The sequence below is a fragment of the Variovorax sp. WDL1 genome, assembly GCF_001541225.1.
GTDB lineage: Bacteria > Pseudomonadota > Gammaproteobacteria > Burkholderiales > Burkholderiaceae_C > Variovorax.
Genome location: NZ_LMTS01000288.1, coordinates 69,827 through 92,095 on the forward strand (window position 1 = coordinate 69,827; position 22,269 = coordinate 92,095).

Annotated in this window: 17 protein-coding genes and 1 pseudogene; 9 read left to right on the forward strand and 9 right to left on the reverse strand. The window is 62.3% G+C overall.

All coding sequences use genetic code 11. The features are described from left to right. Window positions 1-4: 4 nt before the first annotated feature. A complete protein-coding gene (locus tag APY03_RS35140; RefSeq protein WP_068684720.1) occupies window positions 5-343 on the reverse strand; it encodes a DotD/TraH family lipoprotein in 339 nt (112 codons plus the stop codon). A gap of 290 nt (window positions 344-633) precedes the next feature. Next, complete coding sequence (locus APY03_RS35145) at window positions 634-2,613, reverse strand: hypothetical protein (protein WP_232324525.1); 1,980 nt, start codon at window positions 2,611-2,613, stop codon at window positions 634-636. A 547-nt stretch (window positions 2,614-3,160) separates the two neighbouring features. Between APY03_RS35145 and APY03_RS35150 the strand changes: the two genes are divergently transcribed. From APY03_RS35150 to APY03_RS35165, 4 genes are all read left to right on the forward strand, one after another. Beyond that, window positions 3,161-4,279 (forward strand): hypothetical protein, encoded by a 1,119-nt coding sequence (locus APY03_RS35150; RefSeq protein ID WP_068684724.1) that lies wholly within the window; start codon window positions 3,161-3,163, stop codon window positions 4,277-4,279. 11 nt (window positions 4,280-4,290) lie between these two features. After that, complete coding sequence (locus tag APY03_RS35155) at window positions 4,291-4,863, forward strand: hypothetical protein (protein ID WP_068684726.1); 573 nt, start codon at window positions 4,291-4,293, stop codon at window positions 4,861-4,863. 612 nt (window positions 4,864-5,475) lie between these two features. After that, window positions 5,476-6,897 (forward strand): hypothetical protein, encoded by a 1,422-nt coding sequence (locus APY03_RS35160; protein WP_068684728.1) that lies wholly within the window; start codon window positions 5,476-5,478, stop codon window positions 6,895-6,897. Between the two features lie 431 nt (window positions 6,898-7,328). Beyond that, entirely contained in the window at window positions 7,329-8,075 is a 747-nt protein-coding gene (locus APY03_RS35165; protein ID WP_232324526.1) for a hypothetical protein, read from the forward strand. Between the two features lie 948 nt (window positions 8,076-9,023). On the opposite strand, the gene APY03_RS35170 is transcribed toward APY03_RS35165, so the two are convergent. Together APY03_RS35170 and APY03_RS35175 are read right to left on the reverse strand one after the other, a co-directional pair. After that, window positions 9,024-10,049 (reverse strand): ParB/RepB/Spo0J family partition protein, encoded by a 1,026-nt coding sequence (locus APY03_RS35170; RefSeq protein ID WP_068684732.1) that lies wholly within the window; start codon window positions 10,047-10,049, stop codon window positions 9,024-9,026. Further along, complete coding sequence (locus APY03_RS35175; protein ID WP_068684734.1) at window positions 10,049-11,287, reverse strand: ParA family protein; 1,239 nt, start codon at window positions 11,285-11,287, stop codon at window positions 10,049-10,051. The genes APY03_RS35170 and APY03_RS35175 overlap by 1 nt, the downstream gene beginning before the upstream one ends. A 634-nt stretch (window positions 11,288-11,921) precedes the next feature. Here APY03_RS35175 and APY03_RS35180 point away from each other — a divergent pair. The 4 genes from APY03_RS35180 to APY03_RS44980 all read left to right on the forward strand — a co-directional run bounded on the left by APY03_RS35180 (window position 11,922) and on the right by APY03_RS44980 (window position 16,972). Further along, the gene (locus APY03_RS35180) at window positions 11,922-13,313 is read left to right on the forward strand and encodes a replication initiation protein (protein ID WP_083944787.1); all 1,392 of its coding nucleotides are present in this window, start codon (window positions 11,922-11,924) and stop codon (window positions 13,311-13,313) included. Window positions 13,314-13,517: 204 nt separating this feature from the next. Further along, window positions 13,518-13,829 carry a hypothetical protein gene (locus APY03_RS35185; RefSeq protein WP_146039647.1) on the forward strand — a complete coding sequence of 104 codons (312 nt, stop codon included), beginning with the start codon at window positions 13,518-13,520 and terminating at the stop codon, window positions 13,827-13,829. Window positions 13,830-14,556: 727 nt separating this feature from the next. Then, window positions 14,557-16,659, forward strand: coding sequence for a sigma factor-like helix-turn-helix DNA-binding protein (locus APY03_RS35195; RefSeq protein WP_068684742.1), 2,103 nt, complete (start codon window positions 14,557-14,559; stop codon window positions 16,657-16,659). A gap of 121 nt (window positions 16,660-16,780) precedes the next feature. Then, window positions 16,781-16,972: a hypothetical protein gene (locus tag APY03_RS44980; RefSeq protein ID WP_146039648.1), complete on the forward strand. Its 192-nt coding sequence runs from the start codon at window positions 16,781-16,783 to the stop codon at window positions 16,970-16,972. A 327-nt stretch (window positions 16,973-17,299) separates the two neighbouring features. Here APY03_RS44980 and APY03_RS35205 read toward each other — a convergent pair whose 3' ends face one another. After that, window positions 17,300-18,748 carry an IS1182 family transposase gene (locus APY03_RS35205; RefSeq protein ID WP_068684746.1) on the reverse strand — a complete coding sequence of 483 codons (1,449 nt, stop codon included), beginning with the start codon at window positions 18,746-18,748 and terminating at the stop codon, window positions 17,300-17,302. A gap of 153 nt (window positions 18,749-18,901) precedes the next feature. Between APY03_RS35205 and APY03_RS40930 the strand changes: the two genes are divergently transcribed. Beyond that, window positions 18,902-19,150: a DUF1272 domain-containing protein gene (locus APY03_RS40930; RefSeq protein WP_083944788.1), complete on the forward strand. Its 249-nt coding sequence runs from the start codon at window positions 18,902-18,904 to the stop codon at window positions 19,148-19,150. Between the two features lie 123 nt (window positions 19,151-19,273). On the opposite strand, the gene APY03_RS35210 is transcribed toward APY03_RS40930, so the two are convergent. From APY03_RS35210 to APY03_RS44985, 4 genes and pseudogenes are all read right to left on the reverse strand, one after another. Then, window positions 19,274-19,555 carry a hypothetical protein gene (locus APY03_RS35210; RefSeq protein WP_232324527.1) on the reverse strand — a complete coding sequence of 94 codons (282 nt, stop codon included), beginning with the start codon at window positions 19,553-19,555 and terminating at the stop codon, window positions 19,274-19,276. Window positions 19,556-19,633: 78 nt separating this feature from the next. Continuing rightward, window positions 19,634-20,059 (reverse strand): autotransporter outer membrane beta-barrel domain-containing protein, encoded by a 426-nt coding sequence (locus APY03_RS35215; protein WP_083944789.1) that lies wholly within the window; start codon window positions 20,057-20,059, stop codon window positions 19,634-19,636. Window positions 20,060-20,581: 522 nt separating this feature from the next. Further along, window positions 20,582-20,911 (reverse strand): annotated as a pseudogene (locus tag APY03_RS40935) (helix-turn-helix domain-containing protein); the annotation flags it as partial. A 1,018-nt stretch (window positions 20,912-21,929) separates the two neighbouring features. Continuing rightward, the gene (locus APY03_RS44985) at window positions 21,930-22,178 is read right to left on the reverse strand and encodes a hypothetical protein (protein WP_232081433.1); all 249 of its coding nucleotides are present in this window, start codon (window positions 22,176-22,178) and stop codon (window positions 21,930-21,932) included. Window positions 22,179-22,269 lie beyond the last annotated feature (91 nt).

Below are 22,269 nucleotides of genomic sequence, written 5' to 3' on the forward strand. Positions count from 1 at the left end.
CAGATCAGAAGGCGCGGTAGCGAATCTCGACGCCTGAGGGCAGCAGCACCAGGTCGGCGCGTTGGCCTAGCTGGTAGCCGATGTCGCGCATCACCTCGTCGACAGGGACGCCCAGGGCATGCACCTGGACGTAGAGCGGGAGGCGCGGCGTCGGGCCTGTGACGGACACCTTCTGCCCCGTGACGGGCTCGAGGTTCTTCAAAAGATCGTTCGCGTCGCCGCGCCAGGTCACCCACAGCTTGCCGTCTGCCATGCGCGGAGCCGGCGCCTTCGCGTCAGCGCTACCCGTGAACGCCGCCTGATTGGCCGATTTCTGGAAGAGCCGGTCGAGCTGAACGGCCACTGGGTCGCTTGAAGCGGGTGGTGCCGGCGGCGTGGCGCAGCCTCCGAGTGCAAGGAGCGCTGCAGCGACTGCACCAGCGCCGAGGGTCCGCGAGAAGTGGGTCATATCGGTACGATTGGGGTTGGCGAGTGCCTTCTGTTCGTGCCGATACTATCTCACGGCGAAATGCGCGGCAAGGCAACCCGCTGTTTTCGCATGCATTCGCGGTGCTGATGTCGATCTTTCGACACGAGCGCCACGGTAGTGCGCTCGCTCGAAGACCGGGCTGGCGTCCGAGGATTGCGCCCCGACTACGCAACCATCCGCGGCGCCCGGTGTTCGATGTCCATCTCCTGCGGCCCTCGCGCGCGCGAATGCCGCATCTTGGCCAACTCGCCGGTGCGCAACGCCTCGAACATGGACTCCGTCGTCACCGCCTTCTCGCCCGAGACGCGCTCGGCCAACCAGCGGCCGCAATCCTTCAGGACGGCCCACACTTCCTGGAACAGACCTTTCGGTGCCGGCTCGGTGATCTCCATCTCGCCGCTGGTCCAGAGCGCGAACGCGTGGGCGGCGCACTCCTCGGGATGGGAGCACTGGCGCGCGGCCTCGATCTCCCCGAGTTCGATCAGGGTCTGTTGCGTGCGGCGCGCGAGCGGCTTGTGGGAAGCGAACTCGCGCTGCATCGCCACCCTCTCCTCGACGGTCAGCATGTTCTCGGTGGCGAAGTGCCAGGCTTCGTGGCGGGCCGCGCGGTCCAGGTTCTGGGCGTGCAGGTTGAGCAGGATGCCGTTGTTGATGTACTTGCCGGCGACCTGGCGGTGCGTGGCGATGTCGTACAGCGCGTCCATCAGCTTCACGTGACGGGCGGTCCCCATCATCAGCTCGCACTCGGCGAGGACGCGGTTCACTTCGGCTTGCCCGTTGCGGGCACCTTTCCAGACGGGCGACATGCTGTAGAGCGGCATAGGTCCTCGCAGGGCTTCCTTGACGGCAGGGGTCATTTCGAATTGGGGCACGTCATGCATCGTGCCGTTGAGGCTCACTTGCCCCATCGTCACCTTGGCGCCGAGAGGCTTGAGCAGCTTGTCGGCCAGCTTGGGCAGGATGTTCTTGTAGAAGTCGTCCAGGCTGGCGCCGCCGCCGGCCCGGCCGCCGTTGCGCATCGACTGGGTGATCCAGGCGAACTGATTCACAGCAGGGATCGCTGCGGCACGCTGCATGAGGCGGCGCAGGATCAGGCCCGACCACTCCTCGGTGTTGGTGATGAACGGAGCCGCCGGCGTGTTCCCGGACCAGCCGGCCTTCCTGCCCTCTTCCGCCGCGGCGATCATCTCCGGGTCCTTGGGGTCGTACTTCACTCCGCGCAGCTCGACAGAGGCCTTCGAGCGGATGGCGTTCTCCAGCAGTGTCCGGTCGGAGTGGCTGGCGCCCTCCCCCAGCCGCGCCATGAGCAGGCGGATGACAGCTTCCCGGGCGGCGGCGCGGCTGGCCTTCCCCCCGGCCTGCGCCCAGTCGCTCTGGATCTCCTCGACGAAGAAGAGCTCGCCACGCTCGGTGATACGCGCGTGCGCCATGATGTTCTTGTCGACGGTACCGTCGAGCGCGTCCCGGAAGTGCGGCGTCGCATAGTCCCAGGCCTTCGGGAGCAGATCGCGAAGCGCCTTCATCTGCGCCTGCATCCTGCTCGGCAGCTCCGGGTCATCCATGAGCGACTCCAGGCTGAAGGCCAGGTCGGCCGCGTCGTACTGCATCGCCTCGAGGCGGTACTCCAGCTCGCTCAGCTCGTCCTGGACGTTGTCGCGCTGGGAGTTCAGCACGTATAGCAGTTCCTTGTAGTTGCCGCCCGGATGGCGCCAGCTGGCGTAGCGTGGACTGGCGAGCTCCAGCTCCTTCACCGTCGGCAGGCCCGACAGCACCAGGCCGGCCACCTGTTCTTTGGTCAGGGACTTGTCGACTGATGCCTCCAGGCTCTCCAGGATCTTGCTGTCCTCCAGTTCCGAGCGCTTCACGCCCTTGGTCTGTAGCGCCCGGATCATGGACGCCCATTGCTTGGGCGGCCCCTTGCCTTGATTGCCATTGATCAGGAGGTGATGCAGCTTCGAGAAGAAGCCGGCATCACCCGTCTCTCCGACGGTCTCGAGCGTATGGCGCGCGTTCAGGTAGCAGTAGCGGTCGCCTTTTGAATTGATCATTCGTAGATGTCTATTGCTGCGGGGAAATCGTTGAAGAGAAGTATAGGTTGCACATTCGCAACATCCACGAAAGTTTTTTCTTTGCTCGCTTCCCACGCTTCGGAGGACTTGAACTTCCGCCAGACTTTGTCGAAGTCGGGACGTTGATTGCAGCAAAGGTCGGCCAAGCGCCGCGCCGAAACCTTTGTCAAAGCTTTGTCGAAGGCTAAGGTAATGAAGCTAGCGGCCGCTCAGACTTCGACAAACTCTTATCGAAGTCTGATAGATGCGAGCGCGCAGCCTCGATCTCCTCTCACGGCCAAGCAGCCTTTGTCGAAACTTTGTCGAAGTCTGACGAATACCCACGGCATACGTCGGCGCTGTCCTCGCCTACCAGGCCAACCTTTGTCGAAGCTTTGTCGAAGTCTGTAGGCGGCTTGCCCGGAGCGCGGCGCGACGTTGATCGCCCCGCGTCATCGGCCAGTCTTTGTCGAAGCTTCGCCAAAGTCTGCTCGTAGTGGGAGGGGCATCCCCGCCATCGGCAATCTTTGTCAAAGGTCGCCGCAAGTCTCACGTATGTCCGGTGCCCTGGCTTGACGAAACCTGTTCTGATGTGAGATTCTTGTTCGCGACAGTCTATTCCCGCGAAGTAAGGATTTTCTTCATGAGCAATGCATCCGGCGCGCCGATCGTGGCCGCCATCGACCTCGGCTACGGCCTGACCAAGTTCACGAGGCGCAATGCCGCGAGTGGGGCCGTCGAGTACGACCTCTTCCCCTCGGTTGCCTTCGGCGTCGATCGCCGCCGCTATGAGCTCGAGGAGCGGCGAAGCGAGGACGTCAAGGTGGTGGCGTACAACGGTGAATCGTTCGTCGTCGGCCCCGATGTCATGAGCCGCGCCGCATCCAGCTCGGACTTTGGACGGCACCTGGACGACAAGTACTACGAGAGCGCGCCCTATCACGCACTTATGCGCGGCGCCCTCGCCTATATGGACGAGGATCACCTCGACGTTCTCGTCCTGGGGCTGCCCGTCAGCCACTTCCGTGATCCCGGCAAGCCCGCCGCTCTCAAGAAGGCCTACACCGGCAAGATCAGCCTGGACGGCGAGCGCAGCATGGTGATCGACAAGGTGATCGTGCGCCCGCAACCGATGGGCGGCTTCTACAGCCTGGATCGCCAGATCGATGGCATCAACGCGACAATCGCGCGCTTCCCGCAATCGGGCCTGAAGCCCCTCGCGGACTGGAACCAGCTGGTCGACACCATGACGGTCGTGACGGTCGATCCGGGCGAATACACGCTGGACTGGCTCTTGGTGAACCACGGCAAGCCGAACACGGACGTCTCGGGCGCCGCTGGCGACGCTGGACGCCATCGGGTCATGGTGTCGGTGAAGGAACATCTGGAGGCCAAGCTCGGCCGGGCCATCGCGCCCACGAACCTGACCCGCCTGAACAACTCTCTGCGCACCGGCGCCGTCTTCAAGCTCGACGGCCGCGCCATCGACATGAAGGATCCGGAGATCCTGGCCGCCGCTCGCCGTGCCGTTCGCGATCCGGTGAGCATCATGATGAACGGCATCAAGGGGGCCTGGGACATCATCGACATGGTGGTCATGGTCGGCGGCCACCCGTCGCACTACGCCGAAGAGATCGCTGAGCGCATGCCCGACATGCCGATCTACGTGCCCAAGCACTCGGTCTTCAGCAACGTCGAAGGCCTGCAGCTGATCGGTGAAGGCATCGCGCAGGCCGAGGCTCGCGTCGCCGAAGCGGCTTGAGGCGCCAGGAAATGAGCGTCAACGACAACATCATGGACATCAGGGTGCGGTTCCACCGGGACGAAAGCCCGATGCTCTTTCGCGCGCTATCTGGCATGGAGTCGGCGCCAGGCGTTCGCACACGAAACCAGTTTGTGCGCCAGCTCATCGAGATGGGACTCCTGATGATGGAGGAACGGATGCGCCGCCAGGACGGTGTCCCGATCCGGGTATCCAGCGGACTCACGGACGAGGTCACCGCCTCCGCCGTGGCTATGGCGCGCACGTCCGGGCTGCCTGCCGCGATCCAGGCGACCCCTGAAACGCGGGCCGCGGCAGGAATCGATCAGGTTGCCCCGATCGTTCCAGCTCAGGCCACGTCGCTCCCGACCTCAGTCGTGACGAGCCCGAGTTGGACCGAGACTGAATCGGCGCGGCCGCGGCCTCATCAGGCAACAGCGCCGCCTTCGCAAATCGCTCAGCAAATTTCGCCGGCCGCGGTTCGGGCCCCTGCGGCGCTCCCAGTTGGCGACGACGATCGCCCTCCTCCACGGGTCGGCGCCGTCAGACCGGTGCGGATGCTGGACGGTGAGTCGTTCGAATGATTCCGCCCTGCAGCTAACTGTGAATAGTCGCGACTATTCACAGTTAACCGTCCAGAGTGGTACTTGGGTGGTTGGCAGCTAATTGCTAATAGTCGCGACTATTCACAGTTAGATGCGATGACCACGCCGAGCCACCCGCGCGAGCAACTGTGAATAGTCGCGATTATTAGCAGTTGAACGTCAGATGAGCTTTGTATTCGATCTTTTTGGAATTTGGATGCGATCTGCCAAGCAACTGTGAATAGTCGCGATTACTCACGGTTAGGCGCGGCCCTGAATTTGGGCATTTTTGGGCCGAATTTTCCAGACAACTGTGAATAGTCGCGATTATTCACAGTTAGGTGCACACCCCGATTTGAGGCCGTTTTTGGCGGGTTTTTCGAAATTGCTAACAGAACTCTTCACACTTATCAGCCTTTTGGGTGGAAACCCGCGAAAAAACGCCTGTTTGGGAGCCTTGAACCGGGCGAGCGAGGCATCTCCAGAGGACCCGAGCCCTTGAGAGCGCCGAGCCCCAGAAGCGCCAATCCCACCCCAATCCAGAACCCCACCCAGAAACCAGACCCGCCGAGCCCAGTTCCTCCCATCTGGCGCCGGGACCGAGACCCCAAGATGAGCAGCAATCCAGACGTGAACCCCGAATTCGACCCGAACAGCAATCGCAGAGAACCAGATCTTCCGGAGTCGCTCGACGCTGCAAACACAGATTCGTCAGCCGACGGAGCCTTGGCGAACGAAGACTTCCGACCGGCCGAAAGCCTGAGCAACTGGTTCGAGCAGGCAGTCCAGCCGGTCGCCCCGCAGACTGCAAAGGCCTACCTGCGCAACTACCGCATGATGGTCGATCGAGCCGCGGCGGCCCTCAATCTGGATCCCGATTTCGTGACGATCGAGGATCTCCTCGCTCAGCTGCGGGACGACACAACGATCACTCCGGGCACCAAGAACACCTACGCGGCCGCAATCACCTGGGCCCTGAAGCAACCCGACTTCGACTTCTCCCCGGCAGTCCGCACGCAGGGCCTGGCGCTCGTTAGCGACTTCGACCCCTCCGGTGGAGCAGCCCAGGAAATCATCCGGAACACCCGAGTGTCTGGCCGCACGATTCCCCAAGAGGATCTCGGCCCCCTTCTAAACGCCCTGCTTGGTGCACGCGTGACCCAGCAGGCATGGGCCACGAAGACCACGTCCTGGCTGAATGCCGGGATCGCGACGGGCGCGCGACCCGGCGAATGGGAGTCCGCGTATTGGTTCGACCGAGATCGGCGGATCCTTCGGCTACCCAACGCGAAGCTGAAGAAGCAAGCCCCGTTCAGGTGGCAGCATATTCCCGAGCGGCTGCTTAACCGTGCGGACGCCGACCTGGTCTCCATGGCCGAGGCCGACCGCGAAAACATCTCGAGCGTCGTCTCGGCCGCCAAGCGCCACTCCGAGCTGCTCGCTCGGAATCTGGCCTTTTTCGACCAGGCCGAGGCAGGGACCGATGCGAGCAATGCCGAGGGCATCGACACGCTCCGGCGGCTGCGCGCTTGGGAGCTGCACAACGCCGGGCTGGCTTGGCGCGATATCGAAGTGCCCGTCCGCTGGGTCGGTGCCGTGGACGCCCACCTGACGAACCTGCAGCAATATCTGTCCAGCGCACCCGGAAAGCATGGCCCGCCAACATTTGAGCGGTACTACGACGGGTGCCGCGCTGCCCTGCGCACCGCCTGTCTCGAGGCTTTCCCCGACAAGCGCCTGTACTCGCTGTATGACACCAGGTCGACGGCCGCGGCCAACATGCAGGCAACCATCGGGCCCGAGGCGGCAGCTGCAGTCATGGGTCACTACATGAAGCGCAAGCGCACGATCAAGGCGAACTACGCGGGGGCTGATCGCGCCTACCGCGGCGCGGGCCGATTCGCACCTGGGCTGGCCGACACCCAGAACCAGCGCGACCAGGCCGCAGATCGCGCTGCTCCGCAATTGCCCATGGAATCGGGCGGGACCGGTGACTCGCCGGAAGCGCCAACTGGGCCCTTGCTCGTGGAGTGAGGATTGTTGCGGTCATTGTTGCGCCGCGCAACAAACTGCGCAACAAAGGGGGCCCCGCGCAGTCTCTCCACGGCGTTCGGCGTCTTGGTACATCTCGAGCGGTGCTCGGCGCCGGCCGCGCGGGTGTCTTTCACACCGCACTGGCGCCTTGTGATGCGCCCGCTTCCAACTTAGACCACGATCTTCGACCGGATGTTTCACGGAAATCTCTGGACACAGTTTTTGTTGTTGCACGACAAGGACTTAACCGCTTTTCCCATCCGCCCTGAGCAGAATGTTTCACGGAAACGAAGCTCGCTACGACCGATTCGCAGCGAACGGTTCATAATTTAGTTACTTATAACCAAACCGATCTCCGGCACGTCGTGAGCGCTACACCACCCTTGCAAACGCACCCTTGGACCAGTTCGACGGGGCAAACCCCACTTGCTTTGCTCGCGCTCGAATCTGGAGAGGGATGGCCGCCCTTCTGCTCGCTGGCCGAGCTTGCTCGAATACTGACGATGATGCACCGGCATCAGGCTCCGACCGAGTCGTCCCTGAAGAAATGGAGCGCGGCCGGAGAGTTCGACGCATGCGTCGCAGCCGATCAAGCCGCGGCCGCTGCCCTCGCTCCTGAGCCGCGCGCGTTCACCCGCGAGGAGATGCTGCGCCGCGGGAAGCGCGCGGGCCGCCCGGGCCTGCGTCTGAACACCCGCTCGGCTATCAGCAGGGTCTATGAGCTATGGCCACACTTGGCGGACACCGGATCCCAGGCGCTCTTGGACTTGGCGGTCGCTCGGGTGGCCGAGGGCCTTCAGTCGCGGCTCGCCCAGATCGCACCCGCCGGCCACCCGCCCTCCCCTGCCACCGCACCAGCACCAGCCGCCCCAGTAGTTCGAGCTGTCGACCCTACACCGACCGCCGAACTGACGCTACAGGAGCTGGACCGGAAGATGACGGCGATGTTCAAGGAGCTCGTCGAGGTGAAGCGCGAGCTCGTGCAGTTCGCGGCCTTGAGGAACAACCTTATCACGAAGCTCGACGACGCCGTGGCCCGAACTCAAGAGGCGATGGCGGCGACGGGAAGCCGCGTGAGCGGCGGACCAGATCCCTTGGTGGAGGCCAGGCGCGATCGGGACATTGGCGTTGTTAAGTCGATGCTGACTGAGATCCTCGAGGCACTGTGCAAAAAGTAAGGCGACACTAAACACCCGCGGGGCGGCACTTACTTCGGCGCCGTCGAGCGGGCGGTGTTTGAACGTCAAACGCTCGGCCGTCGCCCGTCGAAGGAGGCGAGTAACAGGGCCTCCCCACCAGAAGCTCTCACCGGCCCGGCGTAGATAAAAAAGGGGTGAGGAACCGTTCCTCATGCGCCCCCGAATTCCGGTGACCGACAGCTCGGCGCCGTAGAAATACCGGTGCGGAACTGTTCCTCACCATCCCGAAGTCACTGCGGCCCGCCAGCGCTTCGTCGCCGAGGGGGCGTGTAGATCGCCAGCTTCACCTGCCCCTCCGCGCCAACCGCCTAAATATCAGTCGCGCATGGCCCAGATCGCACCCGCTGGGCACCCGCCCTCCCCTGCATACCCTGCCGATCACCCGGCCTGCAGAGCCGCCGAGTCGGCCGGCCAGGACTCCAGGAAGCGCAAGATAACCGCGATGCACAAGGAGGTGGTCGAGGTGCTGCGCGAGAGTCGTGCCGTTCACGGCTCTAAGGGCTCACGCGTCGAATCCCCGGGCGACAACTCGGCGCCAGAGGAATCCGGGTGAGGAACCGTTCCTCACATCGCAAATCCCTACGGCCAAGCAGCCGGCGCCGGGAGAACCGGTCAAGGCCGTTCGAAGAAGGCCAGGAACAGTCCTCTTCACTCAGAAGCTCTCCGGCACCGGCCCGGCCCGCCAAAAAAAGGGGTGAGGAACCGTTCCTCATGCGCCCCTACATTTCCGGTGACCGATAGCTCGGCGAAGTCGGAACAAGGGGTGAGGAACCGTTCCTCACTCTTTCTTCGGCTTCCCGCATGGGTCCAAGGGTCTACAGAAACGGGTGAAAGAGCCGTTCCAGAAGCTCTCTGCAACCGGCCAGGCCGCGGCAATAAAAAAGGGGGTGAGGAACCGTTCCTCACCCCCTTTTCTGCCATGAAGGATCAGTCCTCTAGCAGCAACCTCTCCGCGTAGGCAGCCAGCGCTTGCCGCTTCTTCGCGGGCAGGTCGACTTGGAACTTCAGAATAGCCCGCCCCTTCCTGTCGCTGGTCAGGACCGCAGTTGCCTTTCGCCCTACCTTTCCGATCTCGATATCGGCAGTCGTGCGCGACTTCCCATCTGAAGGAACCTTTGGGGAGACCAGCTGAGCGAACACCGCCCCCGGAGCCTGCCGGCGCCCATAGGCAGCGATCGCCTTCGCTCGGGCCAACAGGCCGTCAGGATCTGATTGGTGAGCTTCATGGAGCGGCTGAGCCCAGCGGTACTGGATCTCGAGCGGACTTGCGAACGCCTCGACTACCGCTGTCGGCAGCCTTGCAATGCCAAGCGCCTTGTTCACACCACTGGAGTCTCGCCGGATGGCCTCAGCCAACTTGCGCGCTGATGGATACAGACCCTTGTCGAGCGCCTTCGCGTAGAACATGCCCTGCTCCCACGGCGACAGATCCTTCCGCGATCGGTTCTCCAGTTCCATCGCTACAAACAGCATGTGCTCGGTGGCGTCCTCGACCTGTGCCCGAATGGGAAGCCCGAGTTCCAGACAAGCTTGGTGACGGCGATGACCGTAGATGATCTCGAATTCGCAGCCTTCTACCGCGTCGGGAAGGGGCCGTACCCGGATCGGCACCTCGTTCCCGCCGTTCTTGAGGATGTCGTCCTTGAACTCGTCCCACGTCAGGCCATCGAAAGACGCTGGGTCCCGATTGGCCCAGTCGGATCTCCGGATGCGCTTGGGGTCGAGCATCTTCACCGGCGTGGCGCCTTTAAATTCCTCCGCCACCCGCTCGGCCTCCTCCGCCCGATCGCGCAGAACCTTGTTCTCCTGATGAACGGTTGATTGGCCCTCCATGAAACCCATCAGAGTGCCTGGTGCTGTCTTGGGTTTGGAAGGAGGCGTTTGAGGGGTGGACGCGGACCTGGCTTCAGGAACCTGAATCTTCTGCGACTTCTCCATCAGGTTTCTTGCCATTACGCGACTCCTTCAATCACAGACGAAACTGGCTTGACTGGGGCAGCGTTGGCGCCCTCTTCGACCTGGGTATCCCAGACCTCGCGAACCGATCCCTCGACGTATTCGACGAAGGTGTCGTATGCATCGCGCGCGCGCTTGAAGGTGCGCGCATTTCCGTCGTACTTGGCGACGTCATACACCGTCCCGAATTCGGCGCTCGACGAAGACGCTACCGCCGTCTTCGGAATCTCGACCGGCAGAACCTTTTCTGCATATGTCTGGCCGATCCACTGGCGCACCACATTGCTTGCCGAATCTGACGAGTCGACTCTCGCGAGCAAGATGTGCATGAACGCAAAATTCTTGTCGTAACCACGCTGCGCCTTAAATCCCTGCGCAATGTCCGAGAAGAGATTCCAGAACTGTGCGGCGGAAGCGAAGTCCAGGGGGTTCGGCGGCAGCGGAATGATGATGCCATCCGACGCCATGAAAGCAGCAATAGTCATATAGGAGAGGGCAGGGGGCGTGTCGATGATGATCACGTCGTACTCGCTTCTCACGTCATCTATTGCCAGGTCGAGAACGCTCCAGAACTCGAATTCAGGATCCCGCGATTGGCGGGCGGGGAGGGCGAACTCCCCGCCAAACAGCAATGGTGCTGCCGCGACGATGTCGATACCGTCCCAGTATGTCGGCCTGATGGCGTACCTGATACTCGATTCTGTTCCTAGCGCGAGACCAAGGACGGTTTGATCCTCCTCGACTTCCGTGTCGGGCAAGATGCCGAAGAGCGTTGTCGCAGAACCTTGCGGGTCGACGTCGATCATCAACACGCGGTGCCCCCTGAGCGAGAGGCCCTGGGCCAAAGTCACAGCGGTCGTGGTCTTCGTGACGCCACCTTTGAAATTTCCGACGCTGATCGTCACCGCCTCGGCGCCTTGCGGGCGTCGCTGCTCTTTCCGATACTCACGGATCCATTCGCGACTCTCGGCCAGCGTGAACTCGCGACGACTGCCGGAAGGGTTCAAGTTTCCAGACGGCAATCCGCCTTTGGAGAGACGATGGAGAATCGAGCCCCTCTCAGCGCCGCAAAGAGCAGACAGCTGGCTAAGGTTGAATGTCGGGGCGCTCTTCCTGGCCGTCGGAGCCAGCATGGCCGACCGGATCTTCCCCATCATGTCGGTGGCCTTCTCAGCTTGGTCGGTGATGTCCTGGATCGACACCGACTTCAGTCTGCTTAGTTTTAGCTTCGTCAACACAACTCTCCTTGCGAACGGGTTTTCCCGTCCTTTGACACAAAAACTGAATCTGGCGCGTATTGTGTCAACGCGTCTTGGTTTTGCAAAGGAAATCACGCATCCTTCCCCGAAAACATTCACATTGCGGCGGGACGGTGTCCCTGCTTTCCTTCCAGATTGCTCCGCTGGGTTTCGATAGTTCAATACCCTTCATCAACTCCAAAACCTTTACGGACCGAAAAGTCCTTATGAATCAACTAGTTAGGAGTAGTTTTGGTGTTGATTCGGGAAGTTTCGGAGACTCTTCGGGGAGAACCGGAGAGGAGCCGGGGCGACATGTGAAGCTTTTCGGGGTGGAGCAGAGTGAGTTCGGGATTCGGTCGATGAAGCCCAGGAAGAGCGGTAGGGACCCTGGTTTGGGGTGAATTTCGACCCCATCGGACCCTGCAGGAGGGCCTTCATGTGAAGCTTTTCGGGGAACGCTCCGGACCGAGGCCTGCATATGTGAAGGTTTTCGGGGAGCATGGATGCTAAAGATTCCAGTTCTCAGAACTCAAGCCCACCGATTCGCCGATCAGAAATGGCTTTCCCCGCCAGTTCGCGTGAACCCCTGATTTCACATATCGCTGGCGCTGTCATATAGTCAGCCGCCATGGACCTCGTGCCCGCGCCGCCACCACCCCGTCCAAAGCCGAAAAGGAAGACCTCCGACGTAGTGATCCACCAGCCGGAGGTCGAGGACACGCGACTGCGAAAGCCGGTCAACACGCTCGCGATGCAGCCGAAGTCCCACAGGATCACGGTGCTCGGCCGTAAGGTCTGGAACAAGCTCCTGAAGGAAGCGCAGCAGCAGGGCATGGATGAGGAGACGCACAGTTCTCCGCTGCGCGAGATCGTCCGCGGCATCGACTTCAACTCCAAGGATTTCGAGCAGGTGAAGAAGCACCTGCGAGCCATGATCACCACCCTTGTCGAATGGCAGTCGCCGACAAAAGGGGAGGGGGCCGCGTGGGAGGCGTGCGCCATGCTTGCGCATGCAAAGTTGGAGAAGCGCCGCGGCGGGGAGGTGTGGGTCGAGTGGTCGTACGCAGTGAACATGCGCCAAGAACTGCTACAGCCTTTCGTGTGGGCTGATCTCGACATGGATATCCTGTTCCAGTTCAGTCACCATCCCGCGCTGGCGCTCTACGAGATCTGCGCCCGCTACAAGGGCGTGGGTCGAACTCCGAGGCAGGACTGGAACTGGTGGAGGCCCGTGCTCACCGGCAAGCCCGACGTTGAGAGGACGGCCAACTTCGAGTACCGCATGTTCAAGAGGGACGTGCTGAACAAGGCGGTGGCCCAGATCAACCATATCAGCGACCTCGAAGTCGAACTGAAGGACTACAAGGAAGGGCGGTTCGTCAAAGACATCCAGTTCCTCATCCGGCCGAAGAAGCAACGCTCTCTGCTGGCCTCGCTCGACGGGCCAGTCGACCTGGCGCTGCTGAATCGGGCGGAGGCACTCGACATAGACCCCGAGAAGGCGGAGACGTTGATCTCGGAGTTCGGCCCAGAAGCCTTCCAGCGCGGGCTCGACGGCTTGGAGCGTCGGGTCAAGAGTGACTTCGCCGAGCCCGTACGCGACAGCTATCGCTATCTGAAGAGCATGCTCCCCAGCGAGGCGAAGATCGTCGTTGCCAAGATCGAAGAGGAAGCAGCGCGTGCTGACCCAACCAGCCCAGAGAGCCGGCGCGAACAGGAGGCGCGGATGAAGGAGTGGGGCGAGAAGTTCAAGACGCGAATTCGCGAAGAGCTGATCGCCGAGTTGCAAGCGCTACCGGTGGAGCAACAGGCCGTGATCGCCGGCGAGCTGCTCGAGGACCTGACGCGACGTAACGCGCACGCGAGCATCCTCAAGCGGCTGCAGACCAGCGGCTGGAACCACAACCTCGTGCGCGGCGAGATGGTCCGGTTTTACGGGCTCAGGTCGAGAGGTGAGGGCTGGGACCAGCCCACGGCCGAGCAGCTGCTCCAGGTCGCCGCGGAGAGCCGACCGGCGTAAGCGCGACTCCAGGGTGGATCGGCCAAGCTGGCTCACCTCTTTGTTGCGTTCATTGTTGCTCCGCGCAACAAAGAGCGAAACAATCCCTCGCTTTCATCAACCAGCCGTTTTCATCAATCTCTTGTCGCCAACAAAAAACTCATGAGCGCCGCCAACACACCCCCTACGCCGCCGGTCTTCCAGCCACGCCCAGGTCCGTGCACCATGAAGCACAGCTTCTCCTCGCTTCTAGACATGGAGATTGAGGCGGTCGAGTACGACGATGCCGCGCGGGTCGTGACGCTCAAGGCCAACGCCTTCGACAGCAGCCTGGTCGCGTCGTTCGCCCTCAGGGATCTGCGTGACGCCGGCATCATCGTCTACTACGACGAGACCCGCGGGCCGCGCGCGCCTGGCGCTCGATGGCAGCTGATGTTCTGCCTGGCCGGAGTTCTCTATGAGTGCGAGATTGCGCTGCAGGCCGACTTCTCTAAAGTGCAACGGCCCACGGCAAGACTGACGCCGCGGCGCGGGTGAGATCCGAGAGGGGCGAGGAGGCACGGAATTTCTTTGTCTTAGAGAAGGACCCCCCGATGATCCTGTTCGGAGGGAATCTTTTGTTCGGAGGCCTGTTGAGTTCGTTCAAAGTTAGACCGGAATTCCATCAAATTTACGTTCTAAGTTTGACGACGGCGCGCGCAAGTCGTTGATTCGATGAGGAATCGGCCCTTCACGGTCGGTTGAACGCCATCGGGTCGTGAAGCGAGCGAAAACAACGGGTAGGGTAGGGCGGTGCAGGTCGCGCTACCCGATCACATCGAAGCGCGTGCGCACTGACCGAGTGGCGGGCAACAATTCGCCGCCAGCCGCTTCCGGCCATGGGGCGGCACCCGGCCCAGGACCGGACATTTGTCACGGCGCAGCGGGCATCGCCAGCATCGAGGGATTCCGGCGTAAAGGAGCTTGCTACAGTTGCCGCGACCGCCGGGTCCCGACGCACACGACCTGGCTACGGTCGGCCGTTTCCGGGCGTTGAGGCCCCCCTGTACGACGCGCTTGGCGAGTTCAGATTGCAGAAGTGTTTCTCTCTTGGCCGGCCGCCGAGGCCCACGATCACGCCGAAGACGATAACGAAGACCTCGAATAAGGGCATGCATTGAATCAGCTCGACGCCGAACCCCAGCCCGACCTCGCAGGTTCCGGCCAGCCTGCACATACTCCAAACAGCGCTGTCGCCCGCCATGCCAGGGTAGTACCGAGCTTCATGAGGCCCTTCATCAAGAGCGCCTTGCCATCGGTGCACGGCGACGTCGAGGCGCACGAGCTTTTCAATTGGCAGCGCCCGGGCCTTCCCAGTGCGCGGTTTGCCGCCGAGATGCGCGAGATGATCGTCGCGCGTCGGCGTGCAAGTTTCGATGTGATCTGGAACTCGCCCATCAGCGTGCGCCTTACCGATGACTGGCACCTGGCGGTCAGCGGCACCGAGCGGTCCCGGCTTCTCGCGCTGACGCGGGCGGAGGGATTCACCGATGCATTCCCATTTATGACGCTTCGCCAGGTGAAGGACGCCCTCAGAATGCCGGTGGCCGAGCTGCTCGGCCTCCTCGCACGCATCGAGGCGATCTACTGGGTTGGCCAGCCTGTGCGCGCCAGGATGGTGGCGCTGTCGCCCCAGGGCTCGCCCGACGTCGAGATCGACGACGCTTTCCGCGCCGCCGTCACCGATTGCCTCGACGCGGCCTGGGTGAAGGGGCTGGACATCGACGACTTGCGGTTTCCGGGTGTGGCGGGGTCCGCGCTTGCGCCCTGGCTCGCCCAGCAGATCACAAAACCAACCCTGTCAGGATTCGCCCACGAACTCTGCGGGCGCCTGATCGCCGCCCACAAGGCTACCTGGGCCCAGGAGCTCGAGGACCTTTTGCGCCACGCGCTGGTCGACGCCGGCCTGCGCCCAGATCACGCAGGCCTGCAGCGTCGCCGGGAACTCTTCCTCGGCCGTTTTGGCGGCCTGGAGGGAGCAACCTTGCAGGCGGTGGCCGACGTGCATGACATCACTCGCGAGCGCGTAAGGCAGATCTGTGATGGCCTCTTGGCCTCGCTGCGTGCGCGGCCGCTCACGCTGCCGGCTCTGGACCGCCTATTCGCGGCGGCCGCGCGCGTCATGCCGCTCTCTGCCACAGCGGCCAACGAGCAGCTGCAACGCTTCCTCGGAGAGGGCGCCGGGATCATTGCAGCGATCGACTTCGCTAAGGAGCTTGGCGTCTCACCGACGATCCAGGTTGTCGCCGCGCGCACGAGCACGAGCGACGGCATCAAAAGCATCGCGATGTTGGACCTCGCCGTCGAGCCGTCGACTTGGATGAAACTGGCCCTTGCGGAAGCGCGACGCGACTGCACCTTCGTCGGCTGTACCAATTTCATACGGATCGCGGGCATCCTGGCGATCAAGGAGGGCGTGGCCCAGGACGACGATACGCTTCGCTCGCTGTTTGAGCGCGCACCCGGGTTTCGCATGCTGGACGCCGAGTCCGGGTGGTTCACCCTCATTGATAGCGACATCAGTGCCGCCGCGGCGCGCATGCGCAAGCTCATGAGCGTCGCCGTGGGCAGCGTTGAGATCGACGCCGTGATCTCCGCACTGGTGACCGACGATGCCTGGTTCTATCGCGACGGCGCGGGACGTGGGCTGGCCATGCCCCCGCTGCACGTGATGACCGCCCTCATCGCGGGCTGGGATTGGCTCACGGCAAACGCGCACAACAAGTACACACCGAAAGCGGCCGTCGCGCGCGATGTTCTTTCGGCGACAGAAGCCACGATCGTCAGCATCATGGAGGAACACGGCGGCGCGGCCACGCGCACCGAAATTGCCGCGCGCTTGGTTGTTCCAGGTGGCGTCTCGAACATGGCGGTTTCGGTGGCGCTCAGCAGCTCACCTGCGATTCAGAAGCTCGAGCACTCCATCTATGCGATCCGCGGTCGACCGATCCCTGCCCAAGGCCTGATTGATGCCCGCCGGCGAAGGGAAGTCGAAGTCGGGCGCAATGCCCCCATGGAAGTGGCCGTCGACCTGACTCGCCCTTTCCGCTTCAGCGTCACGCAGTCGGCGTCAATCTCACCACTGCCGCGCCAGGTCGTGTACCTGCCGAAGTTTCTCCTCGGGAAGGTCTACGGCACCTTCGCGCATGAAGGCGCAAGCCTCCCTGCGATCAACATCAAGGCGAACAGCCAGCAGTTCTTCAGCCTGGCGCTGGCGGCGGACAAAGCCGGCGTTGCGCCTGGCGATCGGTTCGACCTAGTGATCGACATGCCGAACCAGAAGTACGAGATCATCCCGGCCGAAGCAGCCCCTCCGCCGCTCTCGTGAGCCTTGCTCAAGTAGCGCCTGGCAACTCATGGTCGAGAGCTCCTCGTTCGCGCTCGGGGGTCCATTTACTGGTTCTTGACGCGAAGGCGGCCTCGGCGCCGCATTTCTCCTGCGTTTGCGCGTGATCAGCCGCGCCATCTGTTCACCCTTGGCCTGCATCGCCTTCGTGTCCGCGACCATGCAGTCAACATTCCTGAGGACCTCGAACGAGATCGCCATGCTCAGCGAAAAGGCGATGGCGACCAGAACGCCCGGCAATGGAGTGCGGAAGCGGCCACTGGCTAACTTTGGCGGCGGCGCGCGCAAGTCGTGATTCGATGAGGAAACGGCCCGCTCGGTCGCTTGAACGCCTTCGCGTCCTGGACGAACGAAAACACCGGGCAGGGTAGGGCGGTGCGGATCGCGCGACCCGATCACATCGAAGCGCGTGCGCACTGACCCAGTGGCGGGCAACAATTCGCGGCCAGCCGCTTCCGGCCGAGGTTGTGTGCAAACGACTTCTGACTTGCGAGTATGCCGAAGACGCGGCCTTGTGGTCGTCATCAGCGCCACGGAGTCATCCAGTGGTCTCGTCGCACAGACAAGTGGTTTGCCTCGCGACAGAGTCGCTGCGCAAGCTGCAAAGGGCACTTGAAGAGGCTCACGCCCCCACCAGCCTGACCGCCTTCATCGTTTTGGCAATACCCAGGATCGCGATCACCCGCTTCAGGTTGTATGCCAGCACGTGCAGGCTCATTTCGGTGCTCACGTGCGACAGCGTCTTGGTGAGGAAGTGGGTTGAACCCATCCAGTACTTCAATGTGCCGAACACGTGCTCCACCGTGCACCTTCGCAGCGTCATGGCGACAGGCTTGCGGTCCAGGCGTTGCTGGACGCGCTCAAGCACCTCTTCGTGCTCCCATCGGCGGATGCGGCGGTAGTCGCCGGTTGTGCACTGACCTTTGAGCGGGCACGTGGGGCAGGCGCTGGTCCAATAGACGCGAAGCTTGTTGCCGTTCTTCTCGAACGTGGTGAACCTGTAGATTGCCCGTTCGCCCGCCGGGCACTGATACTCGTCGGCCTTTGCGATGTAGATGAAGTCGCTCTTGTCGAAGCGTCCCTCGGCCTTGGCGCCCGAGGTCATCGGCTTGGGCACGTAGGTCGTGATGCCTGCGTCCTCGCAGGCCTTGAGCTCCGTGCCGTTGAAGTAGCCGCGGTCGGCAAGGGCCTGCAGCTTGGTCTTGCCCATCGCCTCGCGTGCAGCTTTGGCCATCTTGCTGAGTTGCGCGCGATCATGACCTGCATTGGTGACCTCGTGCGCCACGATCAGGTGGTGCCTGGCATCGACCGCCGCCTGGACGTTGTAGCCCACCAGGCCGGAGCCCTTGGCTTGTGAGTTCATCGAACGCGCATCAGGATCGGTGAGCGAGCGCTGCCCGTCGGGTTCATTCTTCAGCTGTTCCTTGGTGCGATCGAGCTGCTTCATCTGCTCGCGCAGCTTCTTGATCTTCTCCTGCAGCCGCTCGGTCTTGGCCTCGACCTCAGCCGGCTGCGTGCGGTCGGCCGTCTCCAGCGCGTCGAGGTAGCGCTGGATGCTCTGCTCGATCTGCCGCTGACGCGCATCGATCTTTCCGGGCGTGAAGTTGCGGTCGCGGCTGTTGACCGCCTTGAACTTGCTGCCGTCGATAGCAGCGATGGCGTGAGAGAACAGCTTGAGGTCGCGGCACAGGGCGACGAAGCGGCGGCAGACATTGCGGATGCCCGCTGCGTTGTCGTGACGGAAGTCGGCGATGGTCTTGAAGTCCGGAGCGAGCCGGCCGGTGAGCCACATCAGCTCGACGTTGCGCTGCGCCTCGCGCTCCAGGCGGCGGCTCGACTGGATACGGTTCAGGTAGCCGTAGATGTAGAGCTTCAGCAGGACCGCGGGGTGGTACGAGGGTCGGCCGGTGGCTGCCGGATCGACGCCGTCGAAGCCCAATGCGTAGAGGTCCAACTCCTCGACGAAGGCATCGACAACTCGCACCGGGTTGTCTTCGCCGATGTAGTCGTCAAGACACTCTGGCAGCAGAGTGACCTGATGACGGTCCTCGCCTTCGATGAATCGCTTCATGTGGCTGCCCTTCAATCGCGTTGCCACAATCTAGGCGAGCACCGTCACCTATTCAACCCGTTTTCACACAGGCTCGGCCAAGACCGGACGTTCGCCGGCGGCGCCTAGTTTGCCTTCGTTTACTTCATCGACCAAGCTTTCTGAGGTTCCGCCATGCTTCAAATGCGCCCAGGGTGTGAGTGCTGCGACCGAGATTTGCCGCCGGATTCGACCGATGCCCGCATCTGTTCCTTCGAGTGCACGTTTTGCAGCGATTGCTCGAATCGGCGCCTCGCATGGACGTGCCCAAACTGCGACGGTGAATTGCTCCCGCGCCCTTTGAGGCCGGCGGCCAAGCTTGGGAAGTACCCGGGTTCGACCACGCGCGTGTTCAAACCTGAAGGTTGCGCGGCGGGAACCTGAGCCTGCTTTGCCAGTCGGGCCGCTCGGTCGACATCGCGGCCGTGACTATTCCCCCTGGTAAATTCCTGTTCGTCCTAGGAGCGCAAGGTGAGGAAATCCGCGGTGGGGCCGCTGGACGCAAACTCATGGCGGAGGCAGTTTGATCTCTTCGCCCATCGAAGACCATTCCTTGCTGAAGTGCCGGACCATGCTGGACTTGCAAGCGGTATCCCGCTCGGTTTCGAGCGCCGCGACGACGATCCACCTCGCCGCGTCCAGTTGCAGATCCTCTGCAATGCAGCCGGCAAGCACGGGTGACAACCTACCCCTGAAGCGAGCAACTCGCAGCGCCTCCTCGGACACCTCGAGCCTGCGGGCCCATGCACGCAAGGTGTCCTTTTTAAGTGCCCGGGTCAGCAGATCCACCGTCGTGGGCAGGCGAGGGGACGCACGCATGGGATTGAAGACGCTTGTCATCCGTTGATGCTACGTCCGCAGCAAGGCTCAGAACGTCCAGTTCAGGTTGACCTTGAACCCGTGGTCCTGCAGCCGGTCGCCGAACTGTCCCGAGTAGGAAGCGCCCAGGCTCAGGTTCGGCCGCAGCTGCGTCTCCACGCCCGCTTCCAGCACCGCCACGTTCTTGGCCAGCGGCACGCCCGAGAGCGTGAAGGGCAGGCTGCCGCCGAAGGCATGCGTGCTGGTGGGCGTGGTGTCGCCGAAGGCATGGCGCCAGCCCAGCAGGCCGCGCAGGCGCGTGCGCTCGCCCAGCTGCGTGCTCGCGCGCAGGCCCAACGTGGAGAAGGTCGCGTCGACACTGCCGCCGTCGCCGTACAGCGCGGCCAGGCCGCCGCGCTCGAAGAAGGCATCGGTCTTCACACGCACATGGGCCAGGCCTGCGAAGGGCTCCAGCGCGACAGTGCCTGCGTCGATGCGGTGGCCCTCATCGAATGCATCTCCTCATAAGTCATTGCTCGCGAATGATGAGGTGCCGCCCGGGCTTCTTACAACCGGTTAAGTAAGCCGAAACTATTCGAATGGATGGATTTTTTTCCTGTTGTCGGCTCGCTGCTACACGGGTCCTGAGAGCTGGCCGACGAGGATTCTTAAACTTTGTCAATTCGCTTGCGGTGGGCGCTTCGCGCCCTCTAGATTTCGCTGCTCGCTGTTTGCACCATCAAACCAGCGAGGCCACTCTTGTGAGGGCTGGGTGGCCGCTTCGGACAGGAGGGACCCTCCGAATACGGGAGGCTGCGCAATGTCGGCTTCAGAGAAATGCGTACAGCCGGTATGGGCCCGGTGGCGCCGGCACGGGGTGTGGCAGGATGCGGCTGCGGATTCAACCGGTCGATGCAACGATTTGGCTGAACATCTCAGCCGGTGTGTGGAAGTCGAGGGTCTTCCTGGGTCGCTCGTTCAATTGTCTTGCAACGGCATTCAGCTTGGCCTGTGAATGGCTCGAGAGCCCTCTCGACCGCCGTTGCGCTTGATCTCCCGGCTGACAGTCGATGGCGCTCGCCCGAGGATGCTGGCGATCGCACGAATCGAGAAGCCAGCCACCGTGGCACGCGAGATCTCCTCTCGCTCTTCCAGGCTCAGGGCCAACGGGGAACGGCGACGCTCTGGCGGCGGTATTCCGCCTGTTCGAGACAAGATCCCTTCGACTGATGAATGTGATCTATCGAACAGCTGGGCAATCTGTTGAAGGCTGTCGCCTGCCTTCCAGCGCTCCCACATCAACGCCTTCTGGCAATCCGTGTAGTAGGTTCGTGTCCGGTACGTCATCTGCAACACTCCTTCTGCTCATGGCAGTCTTCAGTGTGTTGCATCGACCGGTTGAATCCGCAGCCAACACCAGTCGTTCGACCACGCCTCAGAAATTGCCAGGTTGCCTACGTTCGCAGTGAGCCTAGATGAACAGTGACCGGGACCCGAGGCTGGGTCCCCCAGACGGCCGTCCAGGGATACATTTCCGACCATGAAGCTATTCGACCTTCGGGCGGACCTCAGCAATTTCTGCACCTTCTCGTTCATGGACTCCTCGTGGAGCGGTGACGGCTGGTTCGAAGGTATCCCAAGAGGCGGCGGGTGACCGATACCGCTTGACAAACAAGTCCTCATAGAAGCGGAAGTTCGTCGGTGGCCGCTTTAGAGCACTGAGACCTACCCGAACATTGATGGCGCGAAGCATGTCAGTGTCCGCTCCACCGGTATCACCTAGTGCCTGCGCAACGGTGGCAAGCTCGACATGGCGCAGCAGATCGCAACCATGAGAGTTCAAGAACGAACGGGCTCTACTACCGCCGCGAACACCAGGTTTCGCTCGACGAAATTGAAATGATCCTGATCTAGGCCGTGGCACCTGCGATCAAGCTATGGAGCCGAACCCTGTAGTCCCCGTATGCGGGCGCCTCAAGTACTCATCAATCCACAGACGAGCTTTGACGGCCAAGAGCCGGCGAGCCTCTTCTTCAGACCTCGGCCCGGTGATCACGAGGGGGCAAAAATGTTTGCCGGCGCATTGGATGTCTGCAAAGTAGCTCGCGCCTTCCCCTTCCCCCTGGGCAACGATAGTCATGGTCCAGTCAGAAGGCGCTCCCGAAGCTTCGATGTCTTCGCCAGGATACAAATTCACTCGCCGCTCCCTTCGGTGTCTCGGCACCAGCGTGCCAATGTAGGCAGCGATTGATGCTATGTGAAGCTGCCCCACCCAATACGCCGTGATGTCAGTGAGACAGACGGTTCGGAATCAGATGCGAGCGATGGACTAATGCACACGCCTCTCCGCCATGGTCAGTCGACGTCAGTTGTTAACGAACATGAAAACGGTGTGGCAGTCCGGGCACCGCGCTTGCCCAAGATTGCCGTAGCTCGAGAGCGCATGGAGCTTTGACGTCCTCCCTTTAAGAAAGCACTCAGGACAAGGGACCGCCTCGGCCGGATCTGCAAGGGCCTCGCGCCAAGCATCCTCCCAAGCACCGATTAACAGGTGTGCGGCTCGCTTCGCTTGCAGATGGCATAGCAATTCGCGGTGCATGCCTTCGAGTGCCATGTTCGCCTCCATTGCCAGCACGGTGCATTCGCGACGCGGTGAACGTGGCTTGCGTCACCTCCCAGGACCGCCGCCACCGCCGCCAGGACCA

Excerpts from the sequence above, each read along its gene's own strand:
- APY03_RS35180 (WP_083944787.1), top strand. The coding sequence starts at position 11,922 with ATGGACCTCGTGCCCGCGCCGCCACCACCCCGTCCAAAGCCGAAAAGG.
- APY03_RS44985 (WP_232081433.1), bottom strand. The coding sequence starts at position 22,178 with ATGGCACTCGAAGGCATGCACCGCGAATTGCTATGCCATCTGCAAGCG.
- APY03_RS35185 (WP_146039647.1), top strand. The coding sequence starts at position 13,518 with ATGAAGCACAGCTTCTCCTCGCTTCTAGACATGGAGATTGAGGCGGTC.
- APY03_RS35160 (WP_068684728.1), top strand. The coding sequence starts at position 5,476 with ATGAGCAGCAATCCAGACGTGAACCCCGAATTCGACCCGAACAGCAAT.
- APY03_RS35150 (WP_068684724.1), top strand. The coding sequence starts at position 3,161 with ATGAGCAATGCATCCGGCGCGCCGATCGTGGCCGCCATCGACCTCGGC.
- APY03_RS35155 (WP_068684726.1), top strand. The coding sequence starts at position 4,291 with ATGAGCGTCAACGACAACATCATGGACATCAGGGTGCGGTTCCACCGG.
- APY03_RS35195 (WP_068684742.1), top strand. The coding sequence starts at position 14,557 with ATGAGGCCCTTCATCAAGAGCGCCTTGCCATCGGTGCACGGCGACGTC.
- APY03_RS40930 (WP_083944788.1), top strand. The coding sequence starts at position 18,902 with ATGCTTCAAATGCGCCCAGGGTGTGAGTGCTGCGACCGAGATTTGCCG.
- APY03_RS35205 (WP_068684746.1), bottom strand. The coding sequence starts at position 18,748 with ATGAAGCGATTCATCGAAGGCGAGGACCGTCATCAGGTCACTCTGCTG.
- APY03_RS35170 (WP_068684732.1), bottom strand. The coding sequence starts at position 10,049 with ATGGCAAGAAACCTGATGGAGAAGTCGCAGAAGATTCAGGTTCCTGAA.